Source organism: Paractinoplanes durhamensis (genome assembly GCF_016862175.1).
GTDB lineage: Bacteria > Actinomycetota > Actinomycetes > Mycobacteriales > Micromonosporaceae > Actinoplanes > Actinoplanes durhamensis.
This window is the reverse complement of sequence record NZ_BOML01000039.1, coordinates 28,592-52,734: the sequence shown is the minus strand read 5'-3', so window position 1 is coordinate 52,734 and position 24,143 is coordinate 28,592. Positions and strand designations below refer to the sequence as shown.

Annotated in this window: 21 protein-coding genes; 13 read left to right on the top strand and 8 right to left on the bottom strand. The window is 69.7% G+C overall.

Going from position 1 to position 24,143, the window contains the following annotated elements; translation table 11 throughout:
- Positions 1–114 precede the first annotated feature (114 nt).
- The 6 genes from Adu01nite_RS24990 (at position 115) to Adu01nite_RS24965 (ending at position 10,914) form a co-directional block, all read left to right on the top strand.
- Positions 115–3,411: an ATP-binding protein gene (locus Adu01nite_RS24990; RefSeq protein WP_203729828.1), complete on the top strand. Its 3,297-nt coding sequence runs from the start codon at positions 115–117 to the stop codon at positions 3,409–3,411.
- A 115-nt stretch (positions 3,412–3,526) separates the two neighbouring features.
- Positions 3,527–4,603, top strand: a complete 1,077-nt coding sequence (locus Adu01nite_RS24985) for an ABC transporter substrate-binding protein (RefSeq protein WP_203729826.1) — start codon at positions 3,527–3,529, stop codon at positions 4,601–4,603.
- A gap of 100 nt (positions 4,604–4,703) precedes the next feature.
- Positions 4,704–7,427, top strand: coding sequence for an AbfB domain-containing protein (locus Adu01nite_RS24980; RefSeq protein ID WP_203729822.1), 2,724 nt, complete (start codon positions 4,704–4,706; stop codon positions 7,425–7,427).
- A gap of 3 nt (positions 7,428–7,430) precedes the next feature.
- The gene (locus tag Adu01nite_RS24975) at positions 7,431–8,942 is read left to right on the top strand and encodes a sugar ABC transporter ATP-binding protein (protein WP_203729820.1); all 1,512 of its coding nucleotides are present in this window, start codon (positions 7,431–7,433) and stop codon (positions 8,940–8,942) included.
- On the top strand, positions 8,939–9,892 hold the full coding sequence (locus tag Adu01nite_RS24970) for an ABC transporter permease (RefSeq protein WP_203729818.1): 954 nt from the start codon (positions 8,939–8,941) through the stop codon (positions 9,890–9,892). The genes Adu01nite_RS24975 and Adu01nite_RS24970 overlap by 4 nt, the downstream gene beginning before the upstream one ends.
- Before the next feature lie 2 nt (positions 9,893–9,894).
- Complete coding sequence (locus Adu01nite_RS24965; RefSeq protein ID WP_203729904.1) at positions 9,895–10,914, top strand: ABC transporter permease; 1,020 nt, start codon at positions 9,895–9,897, stop codon at positions 10,912–10,914.
- Here Adu01nite_RS24965 and Adu01nite_RS24960 read toward each other — a convergent pair.
- The 3 genes from Adu01nite_RS24960 to Adu01nite_RS24950 form a co-directional block, all read right to left on the bottom strand.
- Positions 10,911–11,621, bottom strand: coding sequence for a zf-HC2 domain-containing protein (locus Adu01nite_RS24960; protein WP_203729816.1), 711 nt, complete (start codon positions 11,619–11,621; stop codon positions 10,911–10,913). The two genes, Adu01nite_RS24965 and Adu01nite_RS24960, sit on opposite strands and share 4 nt — an antisense overlap.
- A gap of 108 nt (positions 11,622–11,729) precedes the next feature.
- On the bottom strand, positions 11,730–12,251 hold the full coding sequence (locus Adu01nite_RS24955) for a sigma-70 family RNA polymerase sigma factor (RefSeq protein ID WP_203729815.1): 522 nt from the start codon (positions 12,249–12,251) through the stop codon (positions 11,730–11,732).
- A 145-nt stretch (positions 12,252–12,396) separates the two neighbouring features.
- On the bottom strand, positions 12,397–13,536 hold the full coding sequence (locus tag Adu01nite_RS24950; RefSeq protein WP_239132689.1) for a neprosin family prolyl endopeptidase: 1,140 nt from the start codon (positions 13,534–13,536) through the stop codon (positions 12,397–12,399).
- Positions 13,537–13,814: 278 nt separating this feature from the next.
- On the opposite strand from Adu01nite_RS24950, the gene Adu01nite_RS24945 reads away from it, so the two are divergent.
- The 3 genes from Adu01nite_RS24945 (at position 13,815) to Adu01nite_RS24935 (ending at position 15,970) form a co-directional block, all read left to right on the top strand.
- Entirely contained in the window at positions 13,815–14,807 is a 993-nt protein-coding gene (locus tag Adu01nite_RS24945) for a magnesium transporter CorA family protein (protein ID WP_239132688.1), read from the top strand.
- Positions 14,808–15,095: 288 nt separating this feature from the next.
- On the top strand, positions 15,096–15,569 hold the full coding sequence (locus tag Adu01nite_RS24940) for a cysteine dioxygenase (protein WP_239132687.1): 474 nt from the start codon (positions 15,096–15,098) through the stop codon (positions 15,567–15,569).
- Positions 15,563–15,970 carry a rhodanese-like domain-containing protein gene (locus Adu01nite_RS24935; protein ID WP_203729811.1) on the top strand — a complete coding sequence of 136 codons (408 nt, stop codon included), beginning with the start codon at positions 15,563–15,565 and terminating at the stop codon, positions 15,968–15,970. The genes Adu01nite_RS24940 and Adu01nite_RS24935 overlap by 7 nt, the downstream gene beginning before the upstream one ends.
- On the opposite strand, the gene Adu01nite_RS24930 is transcribed toward Adu01nite_RS24935, so the two are convergent.
- The gene (locus tag Adu01nite_RS24930; protein ID WP_203729809.1) at positions 15,967–17,640 is read right to left on the bottom strand and encodes an MFS transporter; all 1,674 of its coding nucleotides are present in this window, start codon (positions 17,638–17,640) and stop codon (positions 15,967–15,969) included. The two genes, Adu01nite_RS24935 and Adu01nite_RS24930, sit on opposite strands and share 4 nt — an antisense overlap.
- Positions 17,641–17,691: 51 nt before the next feature.
- On the opposite strand from Adu01nite_RS24930, the gene Adu01nite_RS24925 reads away from it, so the two are divergent.
- The 4 genes from Adu01nite_RS24925 (at position 17,692) to Adu01nite_RS24910 (ending at position 20,763) form a co-directional block, all read left to right on the top strand.
- On the top strand, positions 17,692–18,417 hold the full coding sequence (locus Adu01nite_RS24925) for a TetR/AcrR family transcriptional regulator (RefSeq protein WP_239132686.1): 726 nt from the start codon (positions 17,692–17,694) through the stop codon (positions 18,415–18,417).
- Between the two features lie 70 nt (positions 18,418–18,487).
- Positions 18,488–20,032 (top strand): GGDEF domain-containing protein, encoded by a 1,545-nt coding sequence (locus Adu01nite_RS24920; protein WP_203729807.1) that lies wholly within the window; start codon positions 18,488–18,490, stop codon positions 20,030–20,032.
- A 54-nt stretch (positions 20,033–20,086) separates the two neighbouring features.
- Positions 20,087–20,449, top strand: a complete 363-nt coding sequence (locus tag Adu01nite_RS24915; protein WP_203729806.1) for a type II toxin-antitoxin system RelE/ParE family toxin — start codon at positions 20,087–20,089, stop codon at positions 20,447–20,449.
- Positions 20,446–20,763, top strand: a complete 318-nt coding sequence (locus tag Adu01nite_RS24910; RefSeq protein ID WP_203729804.1) for a helix-turn-helix domain-containing protein — start codon at positions 20,446–20,448, stop codon at positions 20,761–20,763. Before Adu01nite_RS24915 ends, Adu01nite_RS24910 begins: the two co-directional genes overlap by 4 nt.
- 7 nt (positions 20,764–20,770) lie before the next feature.
- On the opposite strand, the gene Adu01nite_RS24905 is transcribed toward Adu01nite_RS24910, so the two are convergent.
- From Adu01nite_RS24905 to Adu01nite_RS24890, 4 genes are read right to left on the bottom strand one after another with little or no spacing between them, the layout of a single operon-like run.
- On the bottom strand, positions 20,771–21,340 hold the full coding sequence (locus tag Adu01nite_RS24905) for a hypothetical protein (protein ID WP_203729802.1): 570 nt from the start codon (positions 21,338–21,340) through the stop codon (positions 20,771–20,773).
- A gap of 9 nt (positions 21,341–21,349) precedes the next feature.
- Positions 21,350–22,459 carry an AAA family ATPase gene (locus Adu01nite_RS24900; protein WP_203729800.1) on the bottom strand — a complete coding sequence of 370 codons (1,110 nt, stop codon included), beginning with the start codon at positions 22,457–22,459 and terminating at the stop codon, positions 21,350–21,352.
- The gene (pnuC, locus tag Adu01nite_RS24895) at positions 22,456–23,073 is read right to left on the bottom strand and encodes a nicotinamide riboside transporter PnuC (protein WP_203729798.1); all 618 of its coding nucleotides are present in this window, start codon (positions 23,071–23,073) and stop codon (positions 22,456–22,458) included. The genes Adu01nite_RS24900 and pnuC overlap by 4 nt, the downstream gene beginning before the upstream one ends.
- A gap of 17 nt (positions 23,074–23,090) precedes the next feature.
- Positions 23,091–24,098 carry a LacI family DNA-binding transcriptional regulator gene (locus Adu01nite_RS24890; protein WP_203729796.1) on the bottom strand — a complete coding sequence of 336 codons (1,008 nt, stop codon included), beginning with the start codon at positions 24,096–24,098 and terminating at the stop codon, positions 23,091–23,093.
- Positions 24,099–24,143 lie beyond the last annotated feature (45 nt).

Genomic DNA, 24,143 nt, shown 5'->3' with positions numbered 1-24,143 from the left:
TCGGCCGACCGGGAAGGGCTACGAACCAGGTGTGCCCGTAAGGACGGTTTCTGTTATCCATTGACACCCGGCCCGTCTCCCTCGAAGTTGAGGACACCCATCCCGGGAGGACACGTGCCGGAAATCTTGCGCGTCAGCGTGCTCGGGCCGGTTCGCGCCTGGATCGCCGACCGGGAGATCGAGCTGGGCGCGGCCCGTCAGCGGGCGGTCTTCGCCGTGCTCGCCGCGCACGCCGGCCGGCTCGTCGGCCGGGACGAGCTGATCACCGCGATCTGGGGTGACTCGCCGCCGGCCACCGCGGCGGGCAGCGTCTACACGTACGTCTCGGGGTTGCGCCGGGCGCTGACGCCGGGCCTGCTGACCACCGCCTCGGGCGGCTACCTGCTCCGGGTCGAGACCGCCGACCTGGACGCGGCCCGCTTCCAGCAGCTGCGCACGGCGGCGTCCGAGCTGCTGCACGCCGGCGACGGGCGGGCCGCGGCCGACCGGCTGGACGAGGCGCTCGAGCTGTGGCGCGGCGATGCCTACGCGACCCTGGCCGGCCCGTTCCTGGAGCTGGACCGGCAGCGCCTGGCCGAGCTGCGGCTGGCCACCGCCGAGCAGCGGGCCCGCATCCTGCTGGACCGCGGCGGCGACGACGGCCTGATCGCCGAGCTGACCGGCCTGGTCAAGGACAACCCGCTGCACGAGCCGCTGCACGAGTTGCTGATGCGGGCGCTGCACCGGGCCGGCCGGCACGCCGAGGCGCTCGAGGTGTTCCGGGCGGCCCGCCGCACCCTGGTCGCCGAGCTGGGCATCGAGCCCGGGCCGGCCCTGCAGGAGCTGCAACGGCAGGTGCTGGCCGGGTCGGCCGAGCAACCGGCCGCCCTGCCGGTGCCGGAGCCGCTGCGCACGGTGGTGCCGACCGCGGTGGCGAAGGCGCTGCGCGACGGGCTGGCCGGGCGCGACTGGTTCGGCCGCGGGGCCGAGGTCGATCGGCTGCGGCAGATGGTGCGGCAGGTCGCGGGCGGCACCGGCGGGTCGATCTGGATCGAGGGCGAGCCGGGCATCGGCAAGACCGAGCTGCTGACCCACGCGTTCGCCGACGCGGCCCGCTGCGGTTGCCGGGTGGCCTGGGGAGCCGCCGATCAGCTGGGTTCCCGCGTACCCCTGCAGGTGCTGTCCCGGGCCCTCGGCCTGGAGTCCGCCTCGCGCCGCCCGCGCAGCCCGGTCGCCGAGCCGGATGTCGCGGAGGACCAGATCGTCGCCTCGGTCCGGGCGGCGTGCGCGGCCGCTCCGCTGATCCTGATCGTCGACGACATGCAGTGGGCGGACAGCTCGACGGTCCGGGTGTGGGAGCGGCTGCAGGGCCTGGTCGGCCGGCTGCCGTTGCTGCTGGTCGCGGCCGCGCGCGCCACCGACCGCCCGCGCCACGCGGTCGGCCTGCGGCTCGGCCCGCTCCCGGCCGCCGACCTCGATCGCCTGGTCGCCGCGCAGGTCGGTGCCCCGCCCGGCCCCAACCTGCGGACGCTGGTGTCCCGCTCCGGCGGTAACCCGCTGTTCGCCCGCGAGTTGGTCGGCGCGCTGCGCCAGCGGGACGTCATCGAGGTCGCCGGCGGCCGCGCCGACATCGGCCCGGACGTGACCGTCGCCCCGCCGCGCACCCTGCTCGCCGCCGTGCACTCCACCCTGGATCTGCTCTCCGGGCCGACCCGCGAGGTGCTACGGCTGGCCGCCCTGCTCGGCGCCGAGTTCTCGGTGAGCGAGGTGGTGGCGGTGACCGGCCGCTCGGCGCTCGACCTGGTCGGCGCGCTGGAGGAGGCGTTGACGGCAGACGTGCTGGTGGACAGCGGCACCGACCTGGCGTTCCGGCACGGATACCTTCGTCAGGCGCTGGTCGAGAGCGTGCCGCCGGCGCTGCGGGCCGGCCTGCACCGGCACGCGGCCGAGGTGCTCGCGGCCGGCGGCAGCTCGGTGACCCGAGTGGCCGAGCAGCTCAACGCGGAGACCCCGGCGGTCGACACCTGGGTGCTCAACTGGCTGCTCGCGCACCACGGCGAGGTGATCCGGCGGACCCCGCAGATCGCCGCCGACCTGATCCGGCGCGCGCTGCGCACCGACCTGCCGTCGGCCGCCCAGCGCGGCGTGCTGCTGGTCGCCCTGGTGCGCCTGGAGTTCCGCCGCGAGCGTTTCCCGTTGACCGAGGCCGAGGAGGCGATGAGCCTCGCCACCGACCCGGCCGACCGGGCCGAGATGCGTCAGCTGCTGGCGACCATGCGCTACCGCAAGGGCGGGGTGGCCGAGGCGGTGGCGATGCTGCGCGACGCCGTCGACGACCCGCGGGTGCCGACGATCTGGCAGACCCGGCACCGGGTGCTGCTGGCCAACTTCCGCCGTGGCGACCTGGACGATCTCGACCAGGCCGAGCGGCGGGCGGAGGTGGTGCACGCCGAGGCGGTGCAGGCCGGTCAGCCGTACGAGACCGCGTTCGCGTTGCAGACGATCTGGCTGACCAGCTCGATCCGGCGCGACCACGAGCGCGCCCTCGCCCACGTCGACCGGGCCCTGGCCGCGATCAACGGCCGGGACGAGCTGACCGGGACGTACTTCGACCTGCTCGACAACCGGCTGTTCTCGCTGCAAAATCTGGACCGCCTGGACGAGGCGCAGCGCACCCTGCGGGCCGCCGCCGAGTTTGCCGCCGAGCACCGGCTCACCGCGAACATGCAGGTCGCGACCGCGGTGCAGGATTACTGGACCGGCCGGTGGGACGATGCGCTGGCCGAGGTGTCGGCGGTGACCGACGACGGACCCGGCATCATGTTCCACGGCCTGCGCGAGCCGGGTGCGGTGACCATGCTGATGCACGGGGTGGCCGCGCTGATCGCCCTGCACCGGGACGCCCGCGACCTCGCCGCCGCGCACCTGGACGCGGCCGACGCGGTGCCGGCCAGCGAGGCGGAACGGGAGAACTGCGACTTCCTGCTGGTGGCGCGGGCGCTCGCGGCCGAGCAGCAGGGCCGTCCGGCCGAGGCACTGGCGACGCTGGCGCCGCTGCTGCAGCCGTCGTACGCGCCGATGATGCTGCGCCACCAGTGGCTGCCGGACGTGCTCCGGCTCGCCCTGCGCGAGTCCAGAATGGACATAGCCGAACAGGCGGCGACGATCTGCGCGACGGAAGCCGCCAAGGAGGTCCGGCCGGCCCGGGCGCACGCCGCTCACCTGCGCTGTCAGGCCCTGCGGACCGGCGATCCGGCGCCCGCGCGCGAGGCCGCTGAGCACTATCGACGGGTCGGCCGCCGGTTCGAGCTGGCCGCGGCCCTGGAGGACGCGGCGGTGCTCGGCGGCGAGCGGCCGGACGAGGCGTTGCGCCTTTACACCGCGATGTCGGCGCGCTGGGACATGGCGCGTACATCGAACGCTGTCGTTTAATTTTCCGAACTGGACGTTACCGCGTGCGTCCTTGACAGGAAAAGTTCGATAGTGCGTGAATGTGTTTCCAGGCGGTTACTCCCCGATGTCTCATCACCGCTAAGGAGCACAAATCATGAGTCTTTTGCGCCCAACGGCCGTCACGCTCAGTGCGGCCCTGCTTATTCTCGGTGCCGGAGCCTGCGCGAAGTCCGAGGACGACGGTTCCAAGACCGGCTCGGCCGCACCGGCCTCGGCCGGCGCCCAGGTCGCCGCATCGGCCTCGGCCGGGGCTGCGACCTGCACGATCGACCAGTTCGGCGGGACCAAACTGGACCTCAAGACGGCCAAGGTCGGCTTCTCCCAGTCGGAGAAGGAGGCCAACCCGTTCCGCATCGCCGAGACCCAGTCCATCAAGGACGAAGCGGCCAAGCTCGGCATCACGAATCTCACGACAACGAACGCAAACTCCCAGTTCAACAAGCAGATCAGCGACGTCGAGCAGATGATCGACTCGGGTGTTCAGCTGCTGGTGATCGCGCCGCTCAACTCGGACGGCTGGGATTCGGTCTTCGCCAAGGCGTCGGCCAAGAAGGTCCCGATCATCACGATCGACCGGAAGATCAACGCCACCCCCTGCAAGGACTACCTGACCTTCATCGGGTCGGACTTCGCTGAGCAGGGCAAACGCGCCGCCGACGAGATGGCCAAGGCGATGGGCAACAAGGGCAAGGTGGCCATCCTGCTCGGTGCGCCCGGCAACAACGTCACCACGCTGCGGACCAGCGGCTTCAAGGACGAGATCGCCAAGGTCGCCCCGGAGATCAAGATCGTCTTTGAACAGACGGGCAACTTCGCTCGCGAGGACGGGCAGAAAGTCACCGAGCAGCTGCTGCAGTCCAACCCGGACATCAACGGGATCTACGGCGAGAACGACGAGATGGCGCTCGGCGCGATCACGGCCCTCAAGGGCGCCGGCAAGAAGGCCGGCGACGTGAAGGTGGTGTCGATCGACGGCACCAAGGGCGCTGTGCAGGCCATTGTGGACGGCTGGGCCTCGGCGGTCGTCGAATCGAACCCGCGCTTCGGGCCACTCTCCTTCGCCACGGCGCAGTCGTTCTTCGGCGGTGAGCCGGTCGGGGAAGACATCATCATCCAGGACCGGCAGTACGGCACGGACAACGCCAAGGCGGACCTCGCAAGCGCGTACTGAGATAGCGGCGGCGGTGCGCGAAAGCGCGCCGCCGCCAGTAAATGTTCGTTCGCGTCACTCTGTGTTGCCCTCCCCGGCTCCATCCCCGAAGGAGCGGAACGTGACCGCACATCCCCGACGACTCCTCGCCCTCGTGCTGGCCGCCACGGCCGGCACCCTGGTCGCCACCACCGGTCCGGCCGCGGCGTTCGCCCCCAAGACGCCGCCGCTGACCACCCCGTGGACCAACCAGGTCTCGACCACCAACCCGCTGCCCGAATATCCCCGGCCGCAGCTCACCCGCACCGACTGGCAGAGCCTCAACGGCACCTGGCAGTTCGCCGGCTCCTCGAACATCAACACCCCGCCGACCGGGCAGACCCTCGGCGAGGAGATCCTGGTGCCGTACCCGATCGAGAGCGCGCTCTCCGGGATCATGCGGCGCCAGGATTACGCCTACTACCGCCGCACGTTCACCGTCCCGGCCGGCTGGACCGGCAAGAACGTGCAGCTCAACTTCGGTGCCGTGATGTGGCAGTCGAAGGTCTGGGTCAACGGCACGCTGCTCGGCACCCACGAGGGCGGGTACGACAAATTTTCGTACGACATCACATCTGCCCTTAAATCCGGCGCGAACGAGATCATCGTCGGGACGTGGAACCCGGTCGAGACGCAGGACATCCCGGTCGGCAAGCAGCGGATCAGCCGCGGCGGCATCTTCTACACGCCATCGTCCGGGATCTGGCAGACGGTGTGGCTGGAGCCGACCAACGCGGCCCGCATCACCCGCCTGGACACCACCCCCAACGTGGCAGCAGGCGGCCTCGACCTGGTCGTGCAGGCGGCCAACGCGACCGGCCAGTCGGTCACCGCCCAGGTCCTGAGCGGCGGCACTGTCGTGGGCACGGCTACCGGGGCCGTGGGAGGAAATATCCGAATTCAGGTGCTGAATGCGCACTTGTGGACCCCGGACGACCCGTTCCTCTACGACCTCAAAGCCACGCTGAGCAGCGGCGACACCGTCGGCGGCTACTTCGGGATGCGCTCGCTCGGCAAGGCGATGCTCGGCGGAGTGCTGCGACCCACCCTCAACGGCAAGTTCGTCTACCAGCTCGGCACCCTCGACCAGGGCTACTGGCCGGACGGCATCTACACCGCGCCGACCGACACCGCCCTGCGCTTCGACCTCGAGCAGCAGAAGGCCATGGGCTTCAACATGGTCCGCAAGCACATCAAGGTGGAGAACGACCGCTGGTTCTACTGGGCCGACCGGCTGGGCCTGATGGTCTGGCAGGACATGCCCGCCCTGGCCAGCGGCCGGGAACCGTCGACGGCCGGGCGCACCCGGTTCGAGAAGGAACTCAAGGAGATGGTCGACGAGCACAAGGGCATCACGTCGATCGTCCAGTGGGTGCCGTTCAACGAGGGCTGGGGCGAGTACGACGCGGGCCGGATCGCCGACCTGGTGAAGAGCTGGGACCCGATCCGGATGGTCAACCACGACTCCGGCTCGAACTGCTGCGACTCCGACCCCGACCCGGGCAACGGCGACGTGATCGACGACCACGTCTACGTCGGCCCCGGAATCGGCCGTGCACCGACCGCCACCCGATTTGCCGTAAATGGTGAGTACGGCGGCCTGGGTCTGCGCACCGCGGGCCACGAGTGGCCGACCACCGGCAAGTTCGCCTACGAATGGCTCACCGACAGCAATGCGCTGACCAACCGATATGTCCAGATCACCGCCCGGCTGATCGACCTGATCAACGGCAGCGGGTTGTCCGGAAGCGTCTACACCGAGCCGACGGACGTGGAGGAAGAGCTCAACGGCTTCTACACGTACGACCGGCAGCTCGCCAAGATGGATCTGGCCCGGGTGCGCGAGGTCAACCTGCGGGTTCTCGGCGCGGCGTCCGGCGCGACGCTGTCGACCGGCAAGCTGGTGTCGCTCCGGGTGACCACGCCCGGTTACACCAACCGCTACCTGCGGCATTCCGCCGGTGCGGCCCGTACCGACGTGATCGGCACCGCTCAGGGGGAACGGCAGGACGCGACCTTCTGGGTGCGACCCGGGCTGGCCAACGCCGCCTGCTACTCGTTCGAGTCGCGCAACTTCCCCGGTCAATACCTGCGGCATCGCGCCTACCGGGTCTACAAGGAGGCCAACGACGGCGGCTCGACGTTCAACGCCGACGCCACCTTCTGCGCCCGGTCCGGCCTCTCCGGCGGCGGCACCTCGCTGGAAGCGTCCACCATGGCCGGTTACTACCTGCGGCACCGCAGCGACGAGGTCTGGATGGACGCCAACACCGGCGGCTCCTTCAATGACGACGCGACCTGGCAGGTCACCACGCCGCTGTGGCGCAGCGGTGCCGACCTGCCGGTCGGGGCGAACCGGTCGTTCCGGGTCACCACGGCCGGCTACGACACCCGCTACCTGCGGCACCGGGACGGCCTGGCCCGCACCGACGTGATCACCACGGGTAGCTCGCTCACCGAGCGTCAGGACGCCACCTTCACGGTTCGCGCCGGGCTGGCCGACAACAGTTGCTACACGTTCGAGTCGGTCAATTACCCGGGGCAGTACCTGCGGCACGCCGCCTACCGGGTGCAGAAGGCGAGCAACGACGGGACGACGACGTTCCAGCAGGACGCCACCTTCTGCGCGCAGCCGGGCCTGAGCGGCAGCAACATCTCCCTCGAATCGGTCAACTACCCGGGCTACTTCTGGCGGCACTACGCCGAAGCGGTCTACATCGCCACCAACGGCGGCGGCAACACCTGGGACTCGTCGGGCAGCTACGCCGCCGACGCGACCTGGAACAACGCGACTCCACTGGGGTAAAGAATGCTGGAAGTCATCGACGTCTCGAAGACCTTTCCCGGCGTGCGCGCGCTCGACCACGTGTCGTTCACGCTCAACCAAGGGGAGGTGCACGCTCTCGTCGGCGAGAACGGCGCCGGTAAGTCCACCCTGATCAAGGTGCTTACCGGCGTCTATCAGCCGGACGACGGCGAGCTCAGATACCAACAACAAAAGGCTCAATTCGGTACGCCGATGGACGCCCAGCACGCCGGCATCTCCACGATCTATCAAGAGGTCAATCTCGTCCCGTTGATGAGCGTGGCCCACAACCTGTTCCTCGGTCGCGAGCCGAGGAACAGGCTGGGCCTGCTCGACGAGGGCCGGATGCACCGCGAGGCCCGGGAGATCCTGGCCGGCTACGGCGTCACCGCCGACGTCCGGCGGCAACTCGGCACCCTCGCCCTCGGCGAGCAGCAGATGGTCGCCCTGGCCCGGGCCGTGATGATCGACGCCAAGGTGGTCATCATGGACGAGCCCACCTCGTCGCTGGAACCGCGCGAGGTGGCGACCCTCTTCGGGGTCATCCGCGACCTGCACAGCCGGGGCATCGGCATCATCTACGTCAGCCACCGGCTCGACGAGCTCTACCAGATCTGCGACGCCGTCACGATTCTGCGCGACGGCAAGGTGGTGCACACCGGAAAGCTCACCGACCTCGAACGGATCCGGCTGGTCTCGCTGATGCTGGGCCGGGAGATGTCCGAGGTGCGGCGGGAGGGTGCCACAGCGTTTTCCGGCGCGGCGACCGGCGACACCGGCGCCGCGCCGGTCCTCCGCGCGAGCGGCCTGACCAGCCGGACCAAGCTGCACGACATCAGCTTCGAGGTGCGCCCGGGCGAGGTGGTCGGCCTCGGCGGACTGCTCGGCGCCGGCCGCAGCGAAACCATCAAGGCGATCGGCGGCGCCTACCCGCTCGACAGCGGAGACGTGCAGGTCAACGGCGTCGACCTGAAGAAACCCACGACGGTCCGGGCGGTCAAGGCCGGCATCGCCGTACAACCCGAGGACCGCAAGGCCGAGGGCATCATCGCCGGTCTTTCGGTACGCGAGAACATCGCCCTCGCCGTACTCCCCCAGCTCTCCCGCCTCGGCCTGGTCTCCGACTCGAAGATCGACGCGATCGTCGAGAAATACATGACCCGGCTGCGGATCAAGGCGTCCAGCCCCGACCAGCTCGTCGGCGACCTCTCCGGCGGCAACCAGCAGAAGGTGCTGCTGGCCCGGCTGCTCGCCACCGGCCCCAAGGTGCTGCTGCTCGACGAGCCCACCCGCGGCATCGACGTCGGTGCGAAGGCCGAGGTCCAGTCGCTGATCGACGAGCTCGCGGCCGAGGGCCTCGGCGTCGTGTTGGTCTCCTCGGACGCCGAGGAGCTGATCGAGGGCGCCGATCGCGTGGTGGTGCTGCGCGACGGAGTCGTCGTCGGCGTCCTCACCGGCGCCGAAGTGACCACCGAGGACCTGATGGCCACGATCGCGGCTGGAGGAAACGCATGACGACGCAGGTCGCGGCCCGCCCGGCCGTCAATCTCAAAGGCCTCTCCCAGTACGGCGTCTACCTCGCCATCCTGCTGCTGGTGCTCTACAACATCTTCTTCACGCCGTACTTCCTGACCTGGAGCAACCTGCGCATCCAGCTCATCCAGGTGGCGCCGATCGTGATCGTGGCGCTCGGCATGGCCCTGGTGATCGGCACCGAGGGCATCGACCTATCGGTCGGCTCGGTGATGGCCCTGGCCGCGGCGCTCATTCCGCTTTATTTGGGGTACGGGGTGGTAGCCGCGATCATCGCCTCGGTGCTCGCCGGCGTGGCGGTCGGGTTCATCAACGGCGTACTTGTGGCCCGGGTCGGCCTGCAGCCGATCGTCGCCACCCTCGCCCTCTTCGTCGGCGGCCGCGGCCTGGCCGTGGTGATCACCCATGGCCAGCTCAAGGACGTCCGCAACCCCGACCTGATCTACCTGGGCTCGGGCGACCTGCTCGGCATCCCGGTGCTGGTCTGGGTCGCCGCGGCGCTGGTGCTGGTGGTCGCGTTCCTGGTACGGCGCACCGTCTTCGGCCGCCGGCTGCTCGCCATCGGTGGCAACCGGCCGGCCACCGAGCTGGCCGGCCTGCCGGTCAAACGGGTGCTGATCACCGTCTACATCGTGTGCGCGGTGCTCGCCTCGATCGCCGGCCTGCTCAGCGTGGCCCGCATCCAGTCCAGCGACGCCTCCGCGGTCGGCCTGCTCATCGAGTTGTCCGCGATCACCGCGGTGGTGGTCGGCGGGACCCCGCTCACCGGCGGCCGGGTGCGCGTCCTCGGCACCGTGGCCGGCGCCCTGCTCATGCAACTGGTGATCGCCACCATGATCAAACACAACCTGCAGCCGTCCACGACCGAGATGGTGCAGGCCGTCATCATCCTGATCGCGGTCTACGTGGCGCGAGAGAGGAAGACCCGGTGACCATGGGAATCGCCGCAAAGACGCCCACGCCGCCGCCGGAACAGGCGGCCGCGGATGTCCGCAAGGCCGAGCGCACCGACCGGATCGTCGGGACCGTGCAGCGGCAGGGTGCGCTCGCCGTCCTGGTCGTCGTGGTGCTGATCGCGCTCGCCGCCTTCCCGAACTTCCGCAGCTTCGACAACACCGGGACGATCCTGGTCGCGGCCGCGCCGCCGATGCTGATCGCGCTCGGGATGACCTTCGTGATCCTGACCGGCGGCATCGACCTGTCGGTCGGGTCGCTCTACGTGCTCGGCGGGGTCCTCGCGGCGTGGGCCTCGCAGTACGGCTTCGTCGCGGCGTTCGCGGCCCCACTGCTCGTCTGCGGCGCCATCGGGGTCGCCAATGGGCTGCTCATCGCGTACACAAGAATGGCTCCTTTTATTGTGACCCTGGCGGCGCTGCTCGGGGCGCGGGGCCTGATGCGGGCGATCAGTTCGGAGGGTTCCGAGACCTTTCTGGTGAAGAGCGACGCGTTCCGCCGGCTGGGCAACGGCTCGTTCCTCGACATCGGCTACCAGGTGTGGCTGGTCGTCGCGCTGGTGGTGCTCGGCATGGTGCTGCTGGCCCGCACCCGATTCGGGCACGCGGTCTACGCGGTCGGCGGCAGTGCGGACGCGGCCGCGCTGATGGGGATCGCGGTGCACCGCACCAAGGTCTGGGTCTACGTGATGTCCGGGCTGCTGGCCGGCCTGGCCGGCGCGATCAACGCAGCCAAGCTCGGCTCCGGCGTGACCGTGCTCGGCACCGGCATGGAGCTGGACGCGATCGCCGCCGTGGTGATCGGCGGAACGCTGCTGACCGGCGGCGCCGGCACGATCGCCGGGACGATCGCGGGCGTGCTGCTGCTCGGTGTCATCCAGAACCTGATCAACCAGGTCGGCAACGTGAACAGCAACTGGCAGCAGGTGATCAGCGGAACGTTCCTGGCCCTGGTCGTGGTCGCGCAGACCTACCTGGTGAAGCTCCGAAGAGTGAGTTAGTCGAGCTGGGCGGTGCCGAGCACGTGGCCGTCGGTGTCGGCGACGCTCACCGAGCGGACGTTGCGCAGCTGGAACGAGCTCGCACCGATCACCTTGGCACTGCCGCTCGTCGTCGGCCCCCACACCGCCGCCTGCTCGACCTTGCCCTCGGCGTTGTGCACCTCGCACAGGAACGGGCCCTCGCCGCGCAGCTTCGTCACATCCAGCGCCACCGACACGCCCCACATCTTCGGGGTGAGCACGGCCTGACCGGACAGGCCGCTGCCCTCGGCCGCCTCGAACTGCGCGGTCACCAACTGGGCGCTGGGCAGCACCGTCGCCGGCGGCGGGGACTCGCTGGTGCGGATCACCCCGACGCCGATGGCCACCGCGACCAGCACCACGGCCGCCGCGGCCAGCCAGCGAACTCGGGCTGCCCGCCGCTCCCGGTTGCGTTCGGCACGCATCCGGCGCAGCAGGCCCTCGACGTTCTCCGGCGAGGGGCGGGCGGACAGGCTGATCGGTGGTTGCGCCGGGTGTCCGGCCGTCCGCTGCGCGTCCGGCAGGCGTTGCAGGAGTTCCGGTACGGGGGCCAGGCGCTCGAGTTCGTCGCGACAGTCGTCGCAGTCCCGCAGGTGGGCGTCGAGCCGGTCGGTGTCCGTCTCGTCGAGGCCGCCGAGAAGATAACCACCGAGCAGTCGCCGCAGCTCGTCGTGCTCCGCGCTCACAGCGCCGCCTTCCGTTCGCGACTGCGGGGCTCGCTTCGCTCACTCCTCGCGCTCACCGCGCCGCCTTCCGTTCGCGACTGCGGGGCTCGCTTCGCTCACTCCTCGCGCTCACCGGAGAACTCCCATTTCCTCGAACGCTGTCCGCAATGCCCGAACGGCGTAATAGGCCCGGGATTTGACCGTTCCTTCGGGTACGGAAAGCCGCCGCGCCGCCTCGGCCACGCTCTGCCCCTCGTAATACATGGCTTTGACCACGGCCTGGTGGTCGGCGGACAGCCGTTCCAACGCCTCGGCGACCAGCCAGCCCTCGACCATCTGGTCGACGTTGTCCTCGGCCGGCATCGCGTTGACCGCGCCCTCGTCGGCCACCAGATGCGGCCGGCGCTGCTCGGCCCGCCAGGCGTTGGTGACCACGTTGCGGGCGATGGTCAGCAGGTAGGAGCGGGTGCGGCCCTGATCGGTGTCGAGGTTGTCGATGTGTTTCCAGGCCCGGAGCAGGGTCTCCTGCACCATGTCCTCGGCGCGATGCCGGTCGTGCACGTAGCGCAGGACGAAGCTGAGCAGGACCGCGTAGTGCTCGGTGTAGAGCGCGGTCATCAACTCCTCGTCGGGGCTCACCCGTCGCCTCATCCGCGTTGCCCCTCGCCCCTCCGGCTGCCGTCCCCCGTTGCCAACAACTTGTACACCGTGCGGCTGAATACGGTTCGAACGACAAGCCGGAAAAGGACGATGCCCGGTCCCCCTCGCCGGGACCGGGCATCGCGTCACATGGAACTCAGCAGTCGGCTTTGCCGTCCTGGTCGAGGTCGCCGGTCCAATGGCCGCCGTATCTGAACGAGACGAGGGTCTTTGTCGGCACCACCTTGTAGGCCAGCGGTAGATCCTCGGCCTTGTCGAAGGTCAGCAGTGCGGCCGCCGCCCCGTTGACCAGCGTCGCGCTGGTGGCGTAGGCCGGCGCGGTCTTGGCCGAAGCCTCCGCGTCGGTCGGGTCGACACCGTTACCCATGGCCGTGCAGGGGAACGTGGTGGTCGGGCCGGCCGCCACCTCGCCGAAGACCTGGACCAGGCCGCCGCGCTCGAACTTGACACCCTTGTCCGACCAGAGCGTGGTGGGGAAGTAACCCAGCCACTCCGAGTCGAACGCGATCCACCAGCCACCGTTGCTGTACATGATGCCGAACCGCCGGGCCGCGCCGTCCTTCAAGGTGGCGCCGGGCGCGATGTTCGTGCTGTAGGGAATGAAGCCGCAGCCGTTGTAGCAGCTTTCTTCCTTGTTGACCCAGTGGTAGACGAACAGGTGCGGGTCGTCGTCACCGTTGGTGAGGCGGTCGACGTTCCAGCCGACCTCGACGATCTGCCGGCCGTCCGCCGACTGCACCGTGATCTCGGCCAGGCTGTGGTAGTCGTTCGTGTCGAGGTAGGGCTTCGCGACCCAGAGATTGGCGTAGACGCCGTCCGACTCGACCGTCTGGTAACCACGGTTGTACAGGTATTTGACGTTGTAGTCGCCGGCCGCGGCTGCGGCATTCACCGGGCTCGGCGCCGGCGGCGGCGCGTCGGCCTTACCGGTGGTCATCTCGGTGGTCCGGTTGCTCCAGCCCTTCGGCGCATAGCGCCCCCTGGGCCTGATCGATCCACTCGTGTCGGGAGCAGCGGCGTCGACGCCGGCGACCCGGAGGGACTTGGTGTCCGCGCCCGGCCTACCCATCCGGACCTTGGAGGGACGTGCACCCCAGGGCAGCAGCGCCGGCGGCGTGGCCGTGACCGCTTCGTCGTCGGCGGCGACACCGGCCGGGGTGTCGGCGACGGGCGTGATCTGCTCCGCACCCGCGTTCAGCGTGGAAACGACGCCGATAGCGCCGACTACGGCTACGGCTAGGCCGGCGGCGAGTAGACCGCGGCGTGACTTCAACACGTGTCCGTCCTCGTTGATCGGGGGGAATCAGAGGCGTGGGCGAGGGACCTCCGGCACCGGTTATCGGCGGCGATCGTCACCATATAGCGTCCTCGATTCGAGTTGCGATCGCCGACGGGTTTTCCGCCTTAACGGCTGAGGCGGTCAGCCGATCCGGTGAGGCAAAGTGTTGTTTCCACGACAGAGCGTGTTCGGGCGATTGCGGAGGGCGCCTTTTTACGCGTTGTTCAGAAAGAGGCAAAGCGCCACGAGCTTCTTTCAGGTCTAACGTGAAAGTCATGGCCGCGATCCGGGTCCTGTCGATCACCGACGCCCACGTGGAGGAACACGCCGTTGCCGAGGTCAGCGCCCTTCTGGAGCGCCCCGGCGCACTGGTGTGGGTGGACATTCCGGAGTGCACGGAAGAGGCGATCTCCCTGCTCACTGAAGTCCTTCGGGGTCACCCACTGGCGGTCCGCGACTGTATGCAACGGAATCGTGTGCCACGTGTCCGGATTTATCCGCATCAGCAACTCTTGATCCTTCACGGTCCGGAGCGGGGTCCGTCGGGCCATGTCCACTATCTCGAACTCGATCAGATAATCGGCGAAAAGTTTCTCGTGACTGTGCACGGACCGATCAATCCGGCCCTTTCCCTGAAAGTCGCACTTCGGGAGACCGACGGGGTTCGACGCCGGCTGGAGAGCGGCCGGTTACGCCCCAATTCGCCGTATGAGTTGTCATACGCGATCACCTCCTCCTTGATCCATCACCTGGAGACCTTCATCGAGGAGGTGACCGCGGATGTCTGGCATCTGGAGCAACGGGTCACCGGCGGGCAGCTGGGCAACCCGGAGGAGTTCCTGGAGGAGCTCTTCCAGGCCCGGCACGGGCTGCTCGCGGTCCGCACGATGGGCGCTCTCGGCGCCGAGGTCTACGGCCGGCTCGCCACCCTCGACGCCCGCGTCCCGGCCGGCGACCTGCCGCTGGTCATGGACCTGGTCGACCAGCTCACCCGGATCAAGAACCTGGCCGACGGCGAACGCGAGTACCTGCAGGGCGTGATCGAGTTCTACCGGGCGCGGGCGGAGACCAAGATGACGGTGGCCGCCGAGCGGCTCGCCGTGATCGCCGTCGTGACCCTGCCGATCACGGCCCTGTCCTCGATCTACGGCATGAACATCATCGTGCACGAGCACACCGAGCTTCCGCAGCTCGTGGTCGTGCTGACCATCATGGCGGTGATGTCCGCCCTGCTGCTGACCTGGGCAAAACGCCGCGGTTGGTGGTAGCCGGAAATAGTCGCTCCCAGATTGCGGAACCAGGTTGACCCGTGATCACCAGCCGGGTAACCATGGTCGACATGCAGCGGACGGGTATCCCTCTCGTCGCCGACCTGGCGACCGATCTGGCGCACTGCGCCAGCGCATGCTGTCCCAGCTGAGCTGCGACTTCTAGTTTTCTCGCACGGCTTCAACGACTTTTTCGCCCATCGGACCGCGTGTGCCGCTATCCTGGGCCGCAGTCGGGCGTTAACCCTATAGGATTGATGGGCAATGTATGCAAAACGAGGAGCTCCCGTGACTGCCGTCGACACACGCCTCGACCACCTCGCGATCGCGACCACCTTCGCGGCCATGCCCGACCAGTGGCCGGTCGCACCCCGCTTCAACCCGACCAACCGGTGGTATGAACGGCTCGCCGTCGCCGACGACCACGAGGTCTGGCTGCTCACCTGGCTTCCCGGCCAGGGCACCGAGCTGCACGACCACGGTGGCTCGGCCGGCGCGTTCCACGTCTTCGCCGGCACGCTGACCGAGGACACCGTGTCGGTGCCGGCCGGCGGCCCGGCCCGGATCACCGGCCGTGAGCTCGGCGAGGGCGCCGGCCGCCGATTCGGCACCCGGCACATCCACCGGATCACCAACCGGTCGTCCCGGCCCGCTGTCAGCATCCACGTCTACGGCCCGGCGCTCACCACGATGACCAAGTACCGCGTCGGCGCCGGCGGCCTCGAGGTGCTCACCGTCGAGACGGCCGGAGTCCAGTGGTGACCGCGGTCCTGACGCCGCCGCCCGGCTCGGTCGGCATCGACGAGATCCTCGACCGCGCCCGGGCCCGGCTGGCCCGGCTCGACCCGCACCAGACCGCCGAGGCCGTCGGACGCGGTGCCGTGCTCGTCGACATCCGGCCGGCCGCGCAGCGGGCCGAGTTCGGCGAGATCCCGGGTGCCGTGGTGATCGAGCGCAACGTCCTGGAGTGGCGGCTGGACCCGCGCAGCGACGCCAAGCTCCCGTTCGCCGGCAGCTACGACCTGGAGGTCGTCGTGACCTGCCAGGAGGGTTACACCAGCAGCCTGGCCGCGGCCGCGCTGCAGGACCTGGGCCTGGCCCGGGCGACCGACCTGGCCGGCGGCTTCGCCGCATGGCGCGCCGCCGGCCTGCCCACCCGCTAGTGCGCCATCTCCTCGTCCGGCCTGGCCTTCTTCGGCAGTAGGAAGGCCAGGCCGAAGGCGAGGATCAGCAGGAGCACGGTGACCCCGGCGGTCCGGATCGTGGTGGCCTGGAAGCCGGCCCGCACCTGCTCCTGCGCATACGCCGCGACGCCGGCCGACGGTTCGGAAGCACCCTGGCAGCTGGCCGGCACCACGTCCGGGTCGTCCTCGGCGGTGCGATCCCGCAGACAGTCACGCAGGCCGGCGATGACCGCGGGCTGCGTGTCGGCCGGGACCGCGGCCGCGGTCAGCACCGCCCGGAGCTCGGCGTCCGAGCCGTCCACGTGCGACGCCACCTGGCCGGGCAGCAGCGCGAAGAAGATCGTGCCCAGCACCGCGATGCCGAACGCACCGCCGAGCTGCTGCACCGAGGTGAGCGCGCCGGAGGCCGAGCCGGTCTCCTCGTTGTCGACGCCGGCCAGCACGATGCTGAAGAACGGCGCCATCGCCAGCCCCATCCCGGCGCCGATGAGGACCATCGACGCAACCATGTGCCACGGCGTGATGTCCGCCCCGGCCAGCTGCACGGTCAGCGCGAACCCGGCCACCCCGAAGATCATCACGATCGTGCCGAACATCAGCAGCTTGCGGCCGAGCTTCTCGGTGAGCCCGGCACCGGCCACGATGAAGCCGGCCACCGTGCCCAGCGCCTGCGGCAGCGTGGTCAGCCCGGCCTTGAGCGGCGAGTAGCCGAGACCGATCTGCAGGTAGAAGGTCATCACCAGGCCGGTGCCGATCAGCGCGCCGAAGAAGACCAGGCCGAGCCCCAGCCCGGCGGAGAACGCCCGCTTGCGGAACAGGCTGGGCGTGACCAGCGGGTCGAGGTGGTTGCGCTCGCGCCGGCTCTCGAACATCGCGAAGAGCCCGAAGACCACGACGCCGGCCGCCAGCATCACGAAACACCACACCGGCCAGTCCAGCTCGCGGCCCTGCACCAGCGGGTAGAGCAGCAGGAACGCGCCGACCGCGGCCAGCACCACGCCGAGGCCGTCGAGCCGCGGCGCCTTCGCGCTCTTGAACTCGGGAAGGAACTTGAGCGCCCCGATGACCGCGAAGAGGCCGAGGGGCAGGTTGATGAAGAAGATCATGCGCCAGCCGGAGCCGAAGTAGTCGGCATCGACGAGCCAGCCGGCCAGGATCGGGCCACCGACCGAGGACAGGCCCATCACCGGGCCGAATGCGCCGAACGCCTTGGCCTGCTCGGCCGGGGTGAACAGCTGCTTGATCATGCCGAGACCCTGCGGCAGCATCACGGCGCCGAACAGGCCCTGCACCGCCCGGCCGACGATCAGCTGGGTCGGCGTCTGGGCCAGGCCGCAGGCCAGCGAGGCGAGGGTGAAACCGATCGCGCCGATCAGGAACATCCGCCGCCGGCCGAAGATGTCGCCGAGCCGCCCGCCGGTGAGCAGGCCGATCGCCATGGCCAGCGTGTAGGCCGCGCCGAGCCACTGGATCAGGCTGTAGGCGCCGCCGAGCTCGGTGCGGATCGACGGGCCGGCGATGTTGGTGACCAGGGCGTCGAGGAGGTCCATCACCTCGACCGCCAGGATCACGAAGAGCGCGACCCACCGATGTCGATAGGTGCCGGGCGCGCTTGTCGCGGACGGCGTCTGAACAGTGTTCGTAGTCACGAACACTGTTCTACTGACGAACACCGTTCGCGTCAAGTAAATTGGGCGACGATGAAAGAGCCCCCGTGGCGGCCCGGCGTCGTGCGCCGGCCGATCAAGCCCGAACGCCCCGCCAAGACCCCCCTCAGCCAGGCGCAGATCATCGAGGCCGCGCTGCGCATCGTGAAGACCGAGGGCATCGACGGGGTGAGCATGCGGCGCCTCGCCGCCGAGTTCGACACCGGCCCGTCCAGCCTCTACGCCCACGTGGCCAGCAAGGACGAGCTGCTCCAGCTGATGTTCGAAGAGGTGTGCGGCCTGGTCGAGGTGCCGCCGTTCGACCCGGCCCGGTGGCAGGACCAGGTCCGCGAGATCGCCCGGAGCGGCCATCAGGCGCTGATGGACCACTACGACCTGGCGCGCAGCGCGCTCGCCACCATCCCCAGCGGACCGAACGCGATGCGCATCTCCGAGGCACTGCTCCGGCTGATGCTGGCCGGCGGCGTCCCGCCCCGGGTCGCCTCCTGGGCGATGGACCGGATCTTCCTCTACATCACCGCCGACGCGTACGAGATGTCGATCTGGCGCACCGAGCGGCAGACGACCGGCGCCAAGGACGACGCGTTCGCCGACGAGCTCAGCGAGGACCTGATGGCGTACTTCGAGCAGTTGCCCGCCGACACGTATCCCAATCTGAAGAAACACGCGAAGGACATGGTCGGCGGCGGCACGGACGCCCGATTTGAGCTGGGTCTGGACCTGCTCGTCGGCGGCCTGGACAAATATGTCATGAAATGAGCGATCAACGACGTCTTCAACATCGACAACGGCGGCTGCATGTCTGAGCAATTTTGTTGATACTGATCCGATGGACGGTGACAGTCGGCTACCGGTGCCGGTAACGGCGTTCGGCCCGCTTCACCTGCTCGCGATCCTGGTGCACCGGTTGGCCAACACCGGCCGGTGCCGCGACGCGCTCGAGGCGGCCGACGCCTACCTCGAGATCGCCCGGCGGTGCGGCGATCACCGCACCGAGCACTTCCTGTTGCAGGGCAAGATGTACGCCAACCTGTACATGGGACGGTTCGGCGAGGGCGCCGAGTTCGCCGACCACCTGCTGCGTGCGCACCGCGCCGCCGGGTCCGCGCTCGGCGAGGCCAAGACCCTCTGCGACCTGGCCCACTTCGACGTGCTGCGGTCACGCTACGTCGATGCGATGCGCAACCTGGCCCGGGCCGCCGTCCTGCTCGACCTCCCGCACCCCGGCCGCGACCGGCGGATCTCCGCCCTGTGCTCGTTCGCCGAGGCCGCCACCGCCGCCGAGATGTACGAGGTGGCATCCGGCACCTACGAGCATCTGAGCGAGGCCACCAGCGCGTTCGACCTGGTACACGCGACGACGTTGCTCTACTGGGGACTCCGGCTGGGCCACATCGGACGGCACGACGAGGGCGCCACCCGGCTGCGGCGCAGCATCGCGATCACCCACCCGCACGTCGACGAGCGCCCCGACGACGTGGTCGCCGCCGCGATGCTGGCCCTGGCCCTGGCCAAGCTGGGCGACCTGATCCCGGCCGAGAAACTCGCCCGCGAGGCGATCATGCCGTTGCGCGCCGCCGAGAATTACCAGTCGGCCCGGATGGCCCACCTGGCGCTGGGCCTGGTGCTGCGCGGCCAGGGCGCGCTGGCCGAGGCCCGGCGCGAGTTCGTCGCGGCCCGCGAGCTGTGCGCCTTCGGCGACCGCCCGGACGAGAAACCCATCATCCGGTACGAATTGGCGCTGACCGCCCTGGAGATCGACGACAGCCAGTCGGCCCGCGACATGTTCGACGCCGTCGAGGGCCAGACCCGCGAGCTGTGGCGGGTCCGCCTGCAGCGCCTGGCGATGCTGCGCCAGGCCCGCCAGCAGGAGGAGGCCGAGGCGGCCAGGGCCCGCGCCGAGCGCGAGGTGCTCCGCGACCCGCTGACCGGCCTCGGCAACCGCCGCCGCTTCGACCTGCTGCTCAACCGCATCGACACCGGCCGCCTGGCGACGCCACTGGTGCTGCTGCTGGTGGACGTCGACCATTTCAAGGCGGTCAACGACGCCTACTCGCACTCGGTCGGCGACCGGGCCCTCCGCGAGGTGGCCCACATCCTGCGCGCCCACTGCCGGGCCGAGGACATCCCGGTCCGCTACGCCGGCGACGAGTTCACCGTCTTCCTCCGCGGCGACCTGCCGATCGGCCGCGAGGTGGCCGAACGCATCCGCACCGCGGTGGCTCGCTCCGCGATCATCCCCGACGCCCAGCTGACGGTAAGCGTGGGCTTGGCCACCCTGACCGAGGGCATGTCCGGCGACGCCCTGTTCCGCCTGGCCGACGAGCGGCTGTACGCCGCCAAATTCAGCGGCCGCAACACCATCGCCTCCTGACATCGGCACACCCGCGGGCTAGTCTGTGGGTATAGCTATTACTACACTTGTCCAGTGCCTAGCGACGAGTGGGATATTTACCTTGTAGACGAGGTAAGGGAGTGGATCGATGGCCTGGACATGCCCTCCTATCGCCGGGTCGTCCAAGCTATCGACGCCCTCGCGGAGGCGGGGCCAGGGCTCGGCCGCCCTCTCGTCGACACCATCCACGGTTCCACCCTCGCAAACCTGAAGGAGCTACGCCCCGGCAGCGTGCGGATCCTTTTCGCATTCGACCCGTGGCGGTCGAGCATCCTCTTGGTGGCGGGCGATAAGGCCGGCCAATGGAACTCTTGGTACGAAACCGCCATACCGCTGGCGGAGCAGAGGTATGAGATCTACTTGAAAGAGCGTGGCGAGCAGGAGGGCGAGGCATGAGCGGCTACTCGCGCTGGGGCGACATCCGGGCCGAGTACGTCGAGCGTGCCGGTGGTGAGGAAGCGGTCGCGGCCGGGAAACAGGAACTGATGGCCACCGTGCTCGGGCAACGGCTGGCCGAGGTGCGCCGGGCGCGCGGCTTCACTCAGCAGCAGGTCGCCGAGCGGATGGGGATCACCAAGGGTCGCGTTTCGCAGATCGAGCAGGGCAAGGTGTCCGGCCAGGAGATCGTCGCCCGCTACGCCGAGGCCCTCGGCGGCCGGCTGCACCAGGCCATCTACTTCGACGACGGCGACATCGCCGCGATCGCCTGAGCCACCGCTACAGCGGCTTCACGACGTTGGACTTGCCGCTGTAGAGGCTTCGGGTGCCCTCTACGCCCTTCGGGGTGTCGGGGGCGTCGAGCCAGATGATGTAGGGGGCGCCCGAGGTCAAGCCGGTGATCGTGGCGGAGACCGTGCAGTTGGCGCCGGCCTGGACGGTTTGCCAGGTCGGCTCGGGCTGGGCTCCGGTGACCAAGCCCTGCGGGACTGCGGTGATGCGGTAGTACGAGCCGTATTTCGACGGCCAGTCGACCTTGAAGCCGCCGGATATCGGGGTGATCACCATCGGGATCAGGACCAGGCCGATGTTGTCCGGCCAGGCTATTCCGCACGCCCCGGTGGTGGGCAGGAACGACACTGCCGGCAACGCGCTCCTCGGGGAGAAGGTGCTGCCGGTGCTGGGGGTCGCCGTCGGGCTGCCGGACTCGACGCGCACCCACGGACCGTTTGTCGGCGTGGGCGATGCGGAGCCGGTGCCGGCGGCGGAGGGTGTCGCGTTGCCGCTACAGCCGCCCAGGGCCAGCGACGTCGCCGCCAACCCGAGGGCGAATTTCCCGGTCCGCCGCATACATGCCCCTTACTCCCCGCCCCTCACCTTTCCGATCGGCGTCGGGACCGTCGCGCTTAGCGGTGCGGCGAAGATCCAACCCCGCGCGAGCAGGTCGTCGGTCGCGGCCACCGCGGCGCGCAGCCGCTGCGGATAACTTCCGGTCAACACCAGGTGGGGTACGCCGAGAGCCTCCAGCTCCGCGCGAAACCGACCAGTCATCCAGGTACGCAGGTGTTCCCCGTCGCGCAGCCCGTCGTCGAAGAACGGCACCCCGGCGTCGTCGGTGAGCAGATAGAGGTCGGGCGGGCGGACCCGGGCGCGGACCGCGTCCGACGTGCTGCCCAGGTAGCGCTCCTCCCAGATGGTCGTGGCGAAGGCGTCGGTGTCGCCGAACAGCACCGGCGACCCGGCCCGGGCGGCCGCGTCCTCGGCCCGGTTCTGCTCCTCGGCCACGGTGACGAAGTCGTCCCGATCCCAGGTCACGTCGAAGACCGTCGCGGCCGGCTCGGCTTCCCGCAGCTCGGCCAGCTTGCGCTCGGTGAGCTCGCGGCCGAACTCGGGCACCCATCGGGTGTCCCGCCACACGCCGCCGCGCAGCCGGTAGTGCCGGGCCAGCGCGCGGGCCATCGTGGTGGTGCCGGTCGACTCGGCGCCGACGACCACGACCCGCTTCGCGAGCCAGCCGCGCACCCCCGGCCCGAGCAGGTGCCAGTGCGCCGGCGGATCGTCCCGCACGGCCGTCCCGGAGATCGGCACCCGGGCCCGATCCAGGTCGACGATCACGGCCGCCGCGTCGAAGCGTTCGGCCAGCTCCGTCCCGTACGCCTCGGAACTGAACACCGCATCGACCCGCTCGCCGCCGACGGCCGCCCGGAAGACCGCCATGTGCAGTTCCCACACGTCCGGGTCGTCGTAGTCGACCGGGTGGTCGTCGTGCACGCCGACGAAGTTGACCCGCGGGCCGTGCGCCTCGCGCAGCCAGGTCAGCCGGGCCTCGAGCGGCACCGATTCGCGGGTCGACGGCGCCACCACCACGGTGACCCGCTCGCAGGCCGCCTCGGCCGCGGCGATCAGCGCATGATGGCCGGCGTGCGGCGGGTAGAACTTGCCGACGATCAGTCCGTGCCGGTACGTCACCCGGTGATCATCTCGCGGCGGGCCGCCTGCCAGGAGCGCAGGCCGAGAATGCAGAGGATGAGGAACGCCACGTAGAGGATCGCGGTGAGCCAGAGGTCCTTGTAGCCGTAGAGCGGGATGTAGATCAGGTCGGCGGCGATCCACAGCCACCAGTTCTCGATCAGCTTGCGGGTCTGGCCGTACGTGGCGAGCAGCGACAACGCGGTGGTGGCGGCGTCGGCGAGCGGGACGGTCGACTCGGTGAGCCGGTCCAGGAAGAGCCACAGGCCGGCGGTGAGCACGACCCCGGCGGCCGCCAGGCCGAGCCACTCGCGGCGGGTGGTGCGGCGGACCACGAGCCGGCTGCGCCGGGCGCCACCGTAGAGCCACGCCCACCAGCCGTAGAAGCCCAGCACCACGTAGACGATCTGCAGGGTGGCGTCGGCGTACAGGCCGACCGACCAGAAGACCAGCATGAGCAGCAGGACGTTGAGGATGCCGAGCGGCCAGTTGAGGATGTGCTGGCGCACCAGCAGACCCACGTTCACCAGGCCGGTGCCGAAGCCGAGCACCTCGGCCCAGGTGGTCGGTGCCCCGAACGCGGTCAGCGCGGTGCCGGTCAGCCAATCGATCACGGTGCCCAGCATTCCGGTTACGGCGTGGGGGCGCTACCGGTGGTGCCGCGGATGATCAGGCGGGGCGGGATGACGATCTCGCGGTTGGTGACGCCGCCGCCGGCGATCCGCTCGACCGCCCGGGCCACCGCCAGCGTGGTCAGCGTGTCGATGTCCTGGGCGACCGTGGTCAGGTCGATGTGCGCGAGCCGGCTGAAGCTGCTGTCGTCGTAGCCGACCACGCTGAGGTCGCCGGGGATGGCCAGCCCGTGCCGCTGCACCACGTCGAGCAGACCGGCCGCGCTCAGGTCGTTGAACATGGTGACCGCGGTCGGCGGGTCGGCGAGCAGTTCCCGGGCGGCCCGCGCCCCGTCCTCCTCGCCGAAACCGCCGACCACCACCCGGGCGTACGCCTCCAGGCCGTGCCGCCGCATCGCCTCGTGATAGCCCTGCCGCCGCTCGGCGGAGGCGATCATCCGGCCACCGTCGACGTGCGCGATCCGGGTGTGCCCGAGCGTGACCAGGTGATCGACGGCCAGGTTGAGGCCGCGCACATCGTCGGTGCGCACCACGTCGACGGCCTTGTGCCGCACCCCGCGCATCATCACCACGACCGGCATCCGGCCGGCCAGCGCGGCCAGCTCGGCGACCGGGATCTGCGGGCCGAGCAGGATCATCGCGGCGCAGCGGTCCTGCAGCAGGCCGCCGATGGCGGTCCGTTCGTCGCGGCGCGGGGTGACGGCGCTCAGGGTGAGTTCGTAGCCCTGCTTGTCGGCGGCGTCGTAGAGCCCGGTGAGCAGGTCGTGCTGGAACGGATGCTGCACGCCGAAGACGACGCCGAGCAGCCGGCTCTCGCCGCTGCGCAGCAGCCGGGCCCGGCTGTCCGGCTGGTAGTCGAGGCGGCGGGCCACCTCGAGGACCCGCTGCCGGGTGGCGGCGCTGGCCCCGGGGGCGTCGCGCATGACGATGGAGACCAGCGCGACCGAGACGCCCGCCTCGGCGGCGACGTCGGCCAGCGTGGGTCGGCGTTGTTCCCCTGCTCGCATGACCGAAGAATTTACTTGTGATCACTAGAACGTTCTACTCCGCCA

What these genes read in the sequence shown, in the direction of transcription:
- Adu01nite_RS24925 (WP_239132686.1), top strand. Translation starts at nt 17,692, where the DNA reads ATGAAAGAGCCCCCGTGGCGGCCCGGCGTCGTGCGCCGGCCGATCAAG.
- Adu01nite_RS24975 (WP_203729820.1), top strand. Translation starts at nt 7,431, where the DNA reads ATGCTGGAAGTCATCGACGTCTCGAAGACCTTTCCCGGCGTGCGCGCG.
- Adu01nite_RS24905 (WP_203729802.1), bottom strand. Translation starts at nt 21,340, where the DNA reads ATGCGGCGGACCGGGAAATTCGCCCTCGGGTTGGCGGCGACGTCGCTG.
- Adu01nite_RS24965 (WP_203729904.1), top strand. Translation starts at nt 9,895, where the DNA reads ATGGGAATCGCCGCAAAGACGCCCACGCCGCCGCCGGAACAGGCGGCC.
- Adu01nite_RS24920 (WP_203729807.1), top strand. Translation starts at nt 18,488, where the DNA reads ATGGACGGTGACAGTCGGCTACCGGTGCCGGTAACGGCGTTCGGCCCG.
- Adu01nite_RS24890 (WP_203729796.1), bottom strand. Translation starts at nt 24,098, where the DNA reads ATGCGAGCAGGGGAACAACGCCGACCCACGCTGGCCGACGTCGCCGCC.
- Adu01nite_RS24985 (WP_203729826.1), top strand. Translation starts at nt 3,527, where the DNA reads ATGAGTCTTTTGCGCCCAACGGCCGTCACGCTCAGTGCGGCCCTGCTT.
- Adu01nite_RS24910 (WP_203729804.1), top strand. Translation starts at nt 20,446, where the DNA reads ATGAGCGGCTACTCGCGCTGGGGCGACATCCGGGCCGAGTACGTCGAG.
- Adu01nite_RS24970 (WP_203729818.1), top strand. Translation starts at nt 8,939, where the DNA reads ATGACGACGCAGGTCGCGGCCCGCCCGGCCGTCAATCTCAAAGGCCTC.
- Adu01nite_RS24945 (WP_239132688.1), top strand. Translation starts at nt 13,815, where the DNA reads ATGGCCGCGATCCGGGTCCTGTCGATCACCGACGCCCACGTGGAGGAA.
- Adu01nite_RS24955 (WP_203729815.1), bottom strand. Translation starts at nt 12,251, where the DNA reads ATGAGGCGACGGGTGAGCCCCGACGAGGAGTTGATGACCGCGCTCTAC.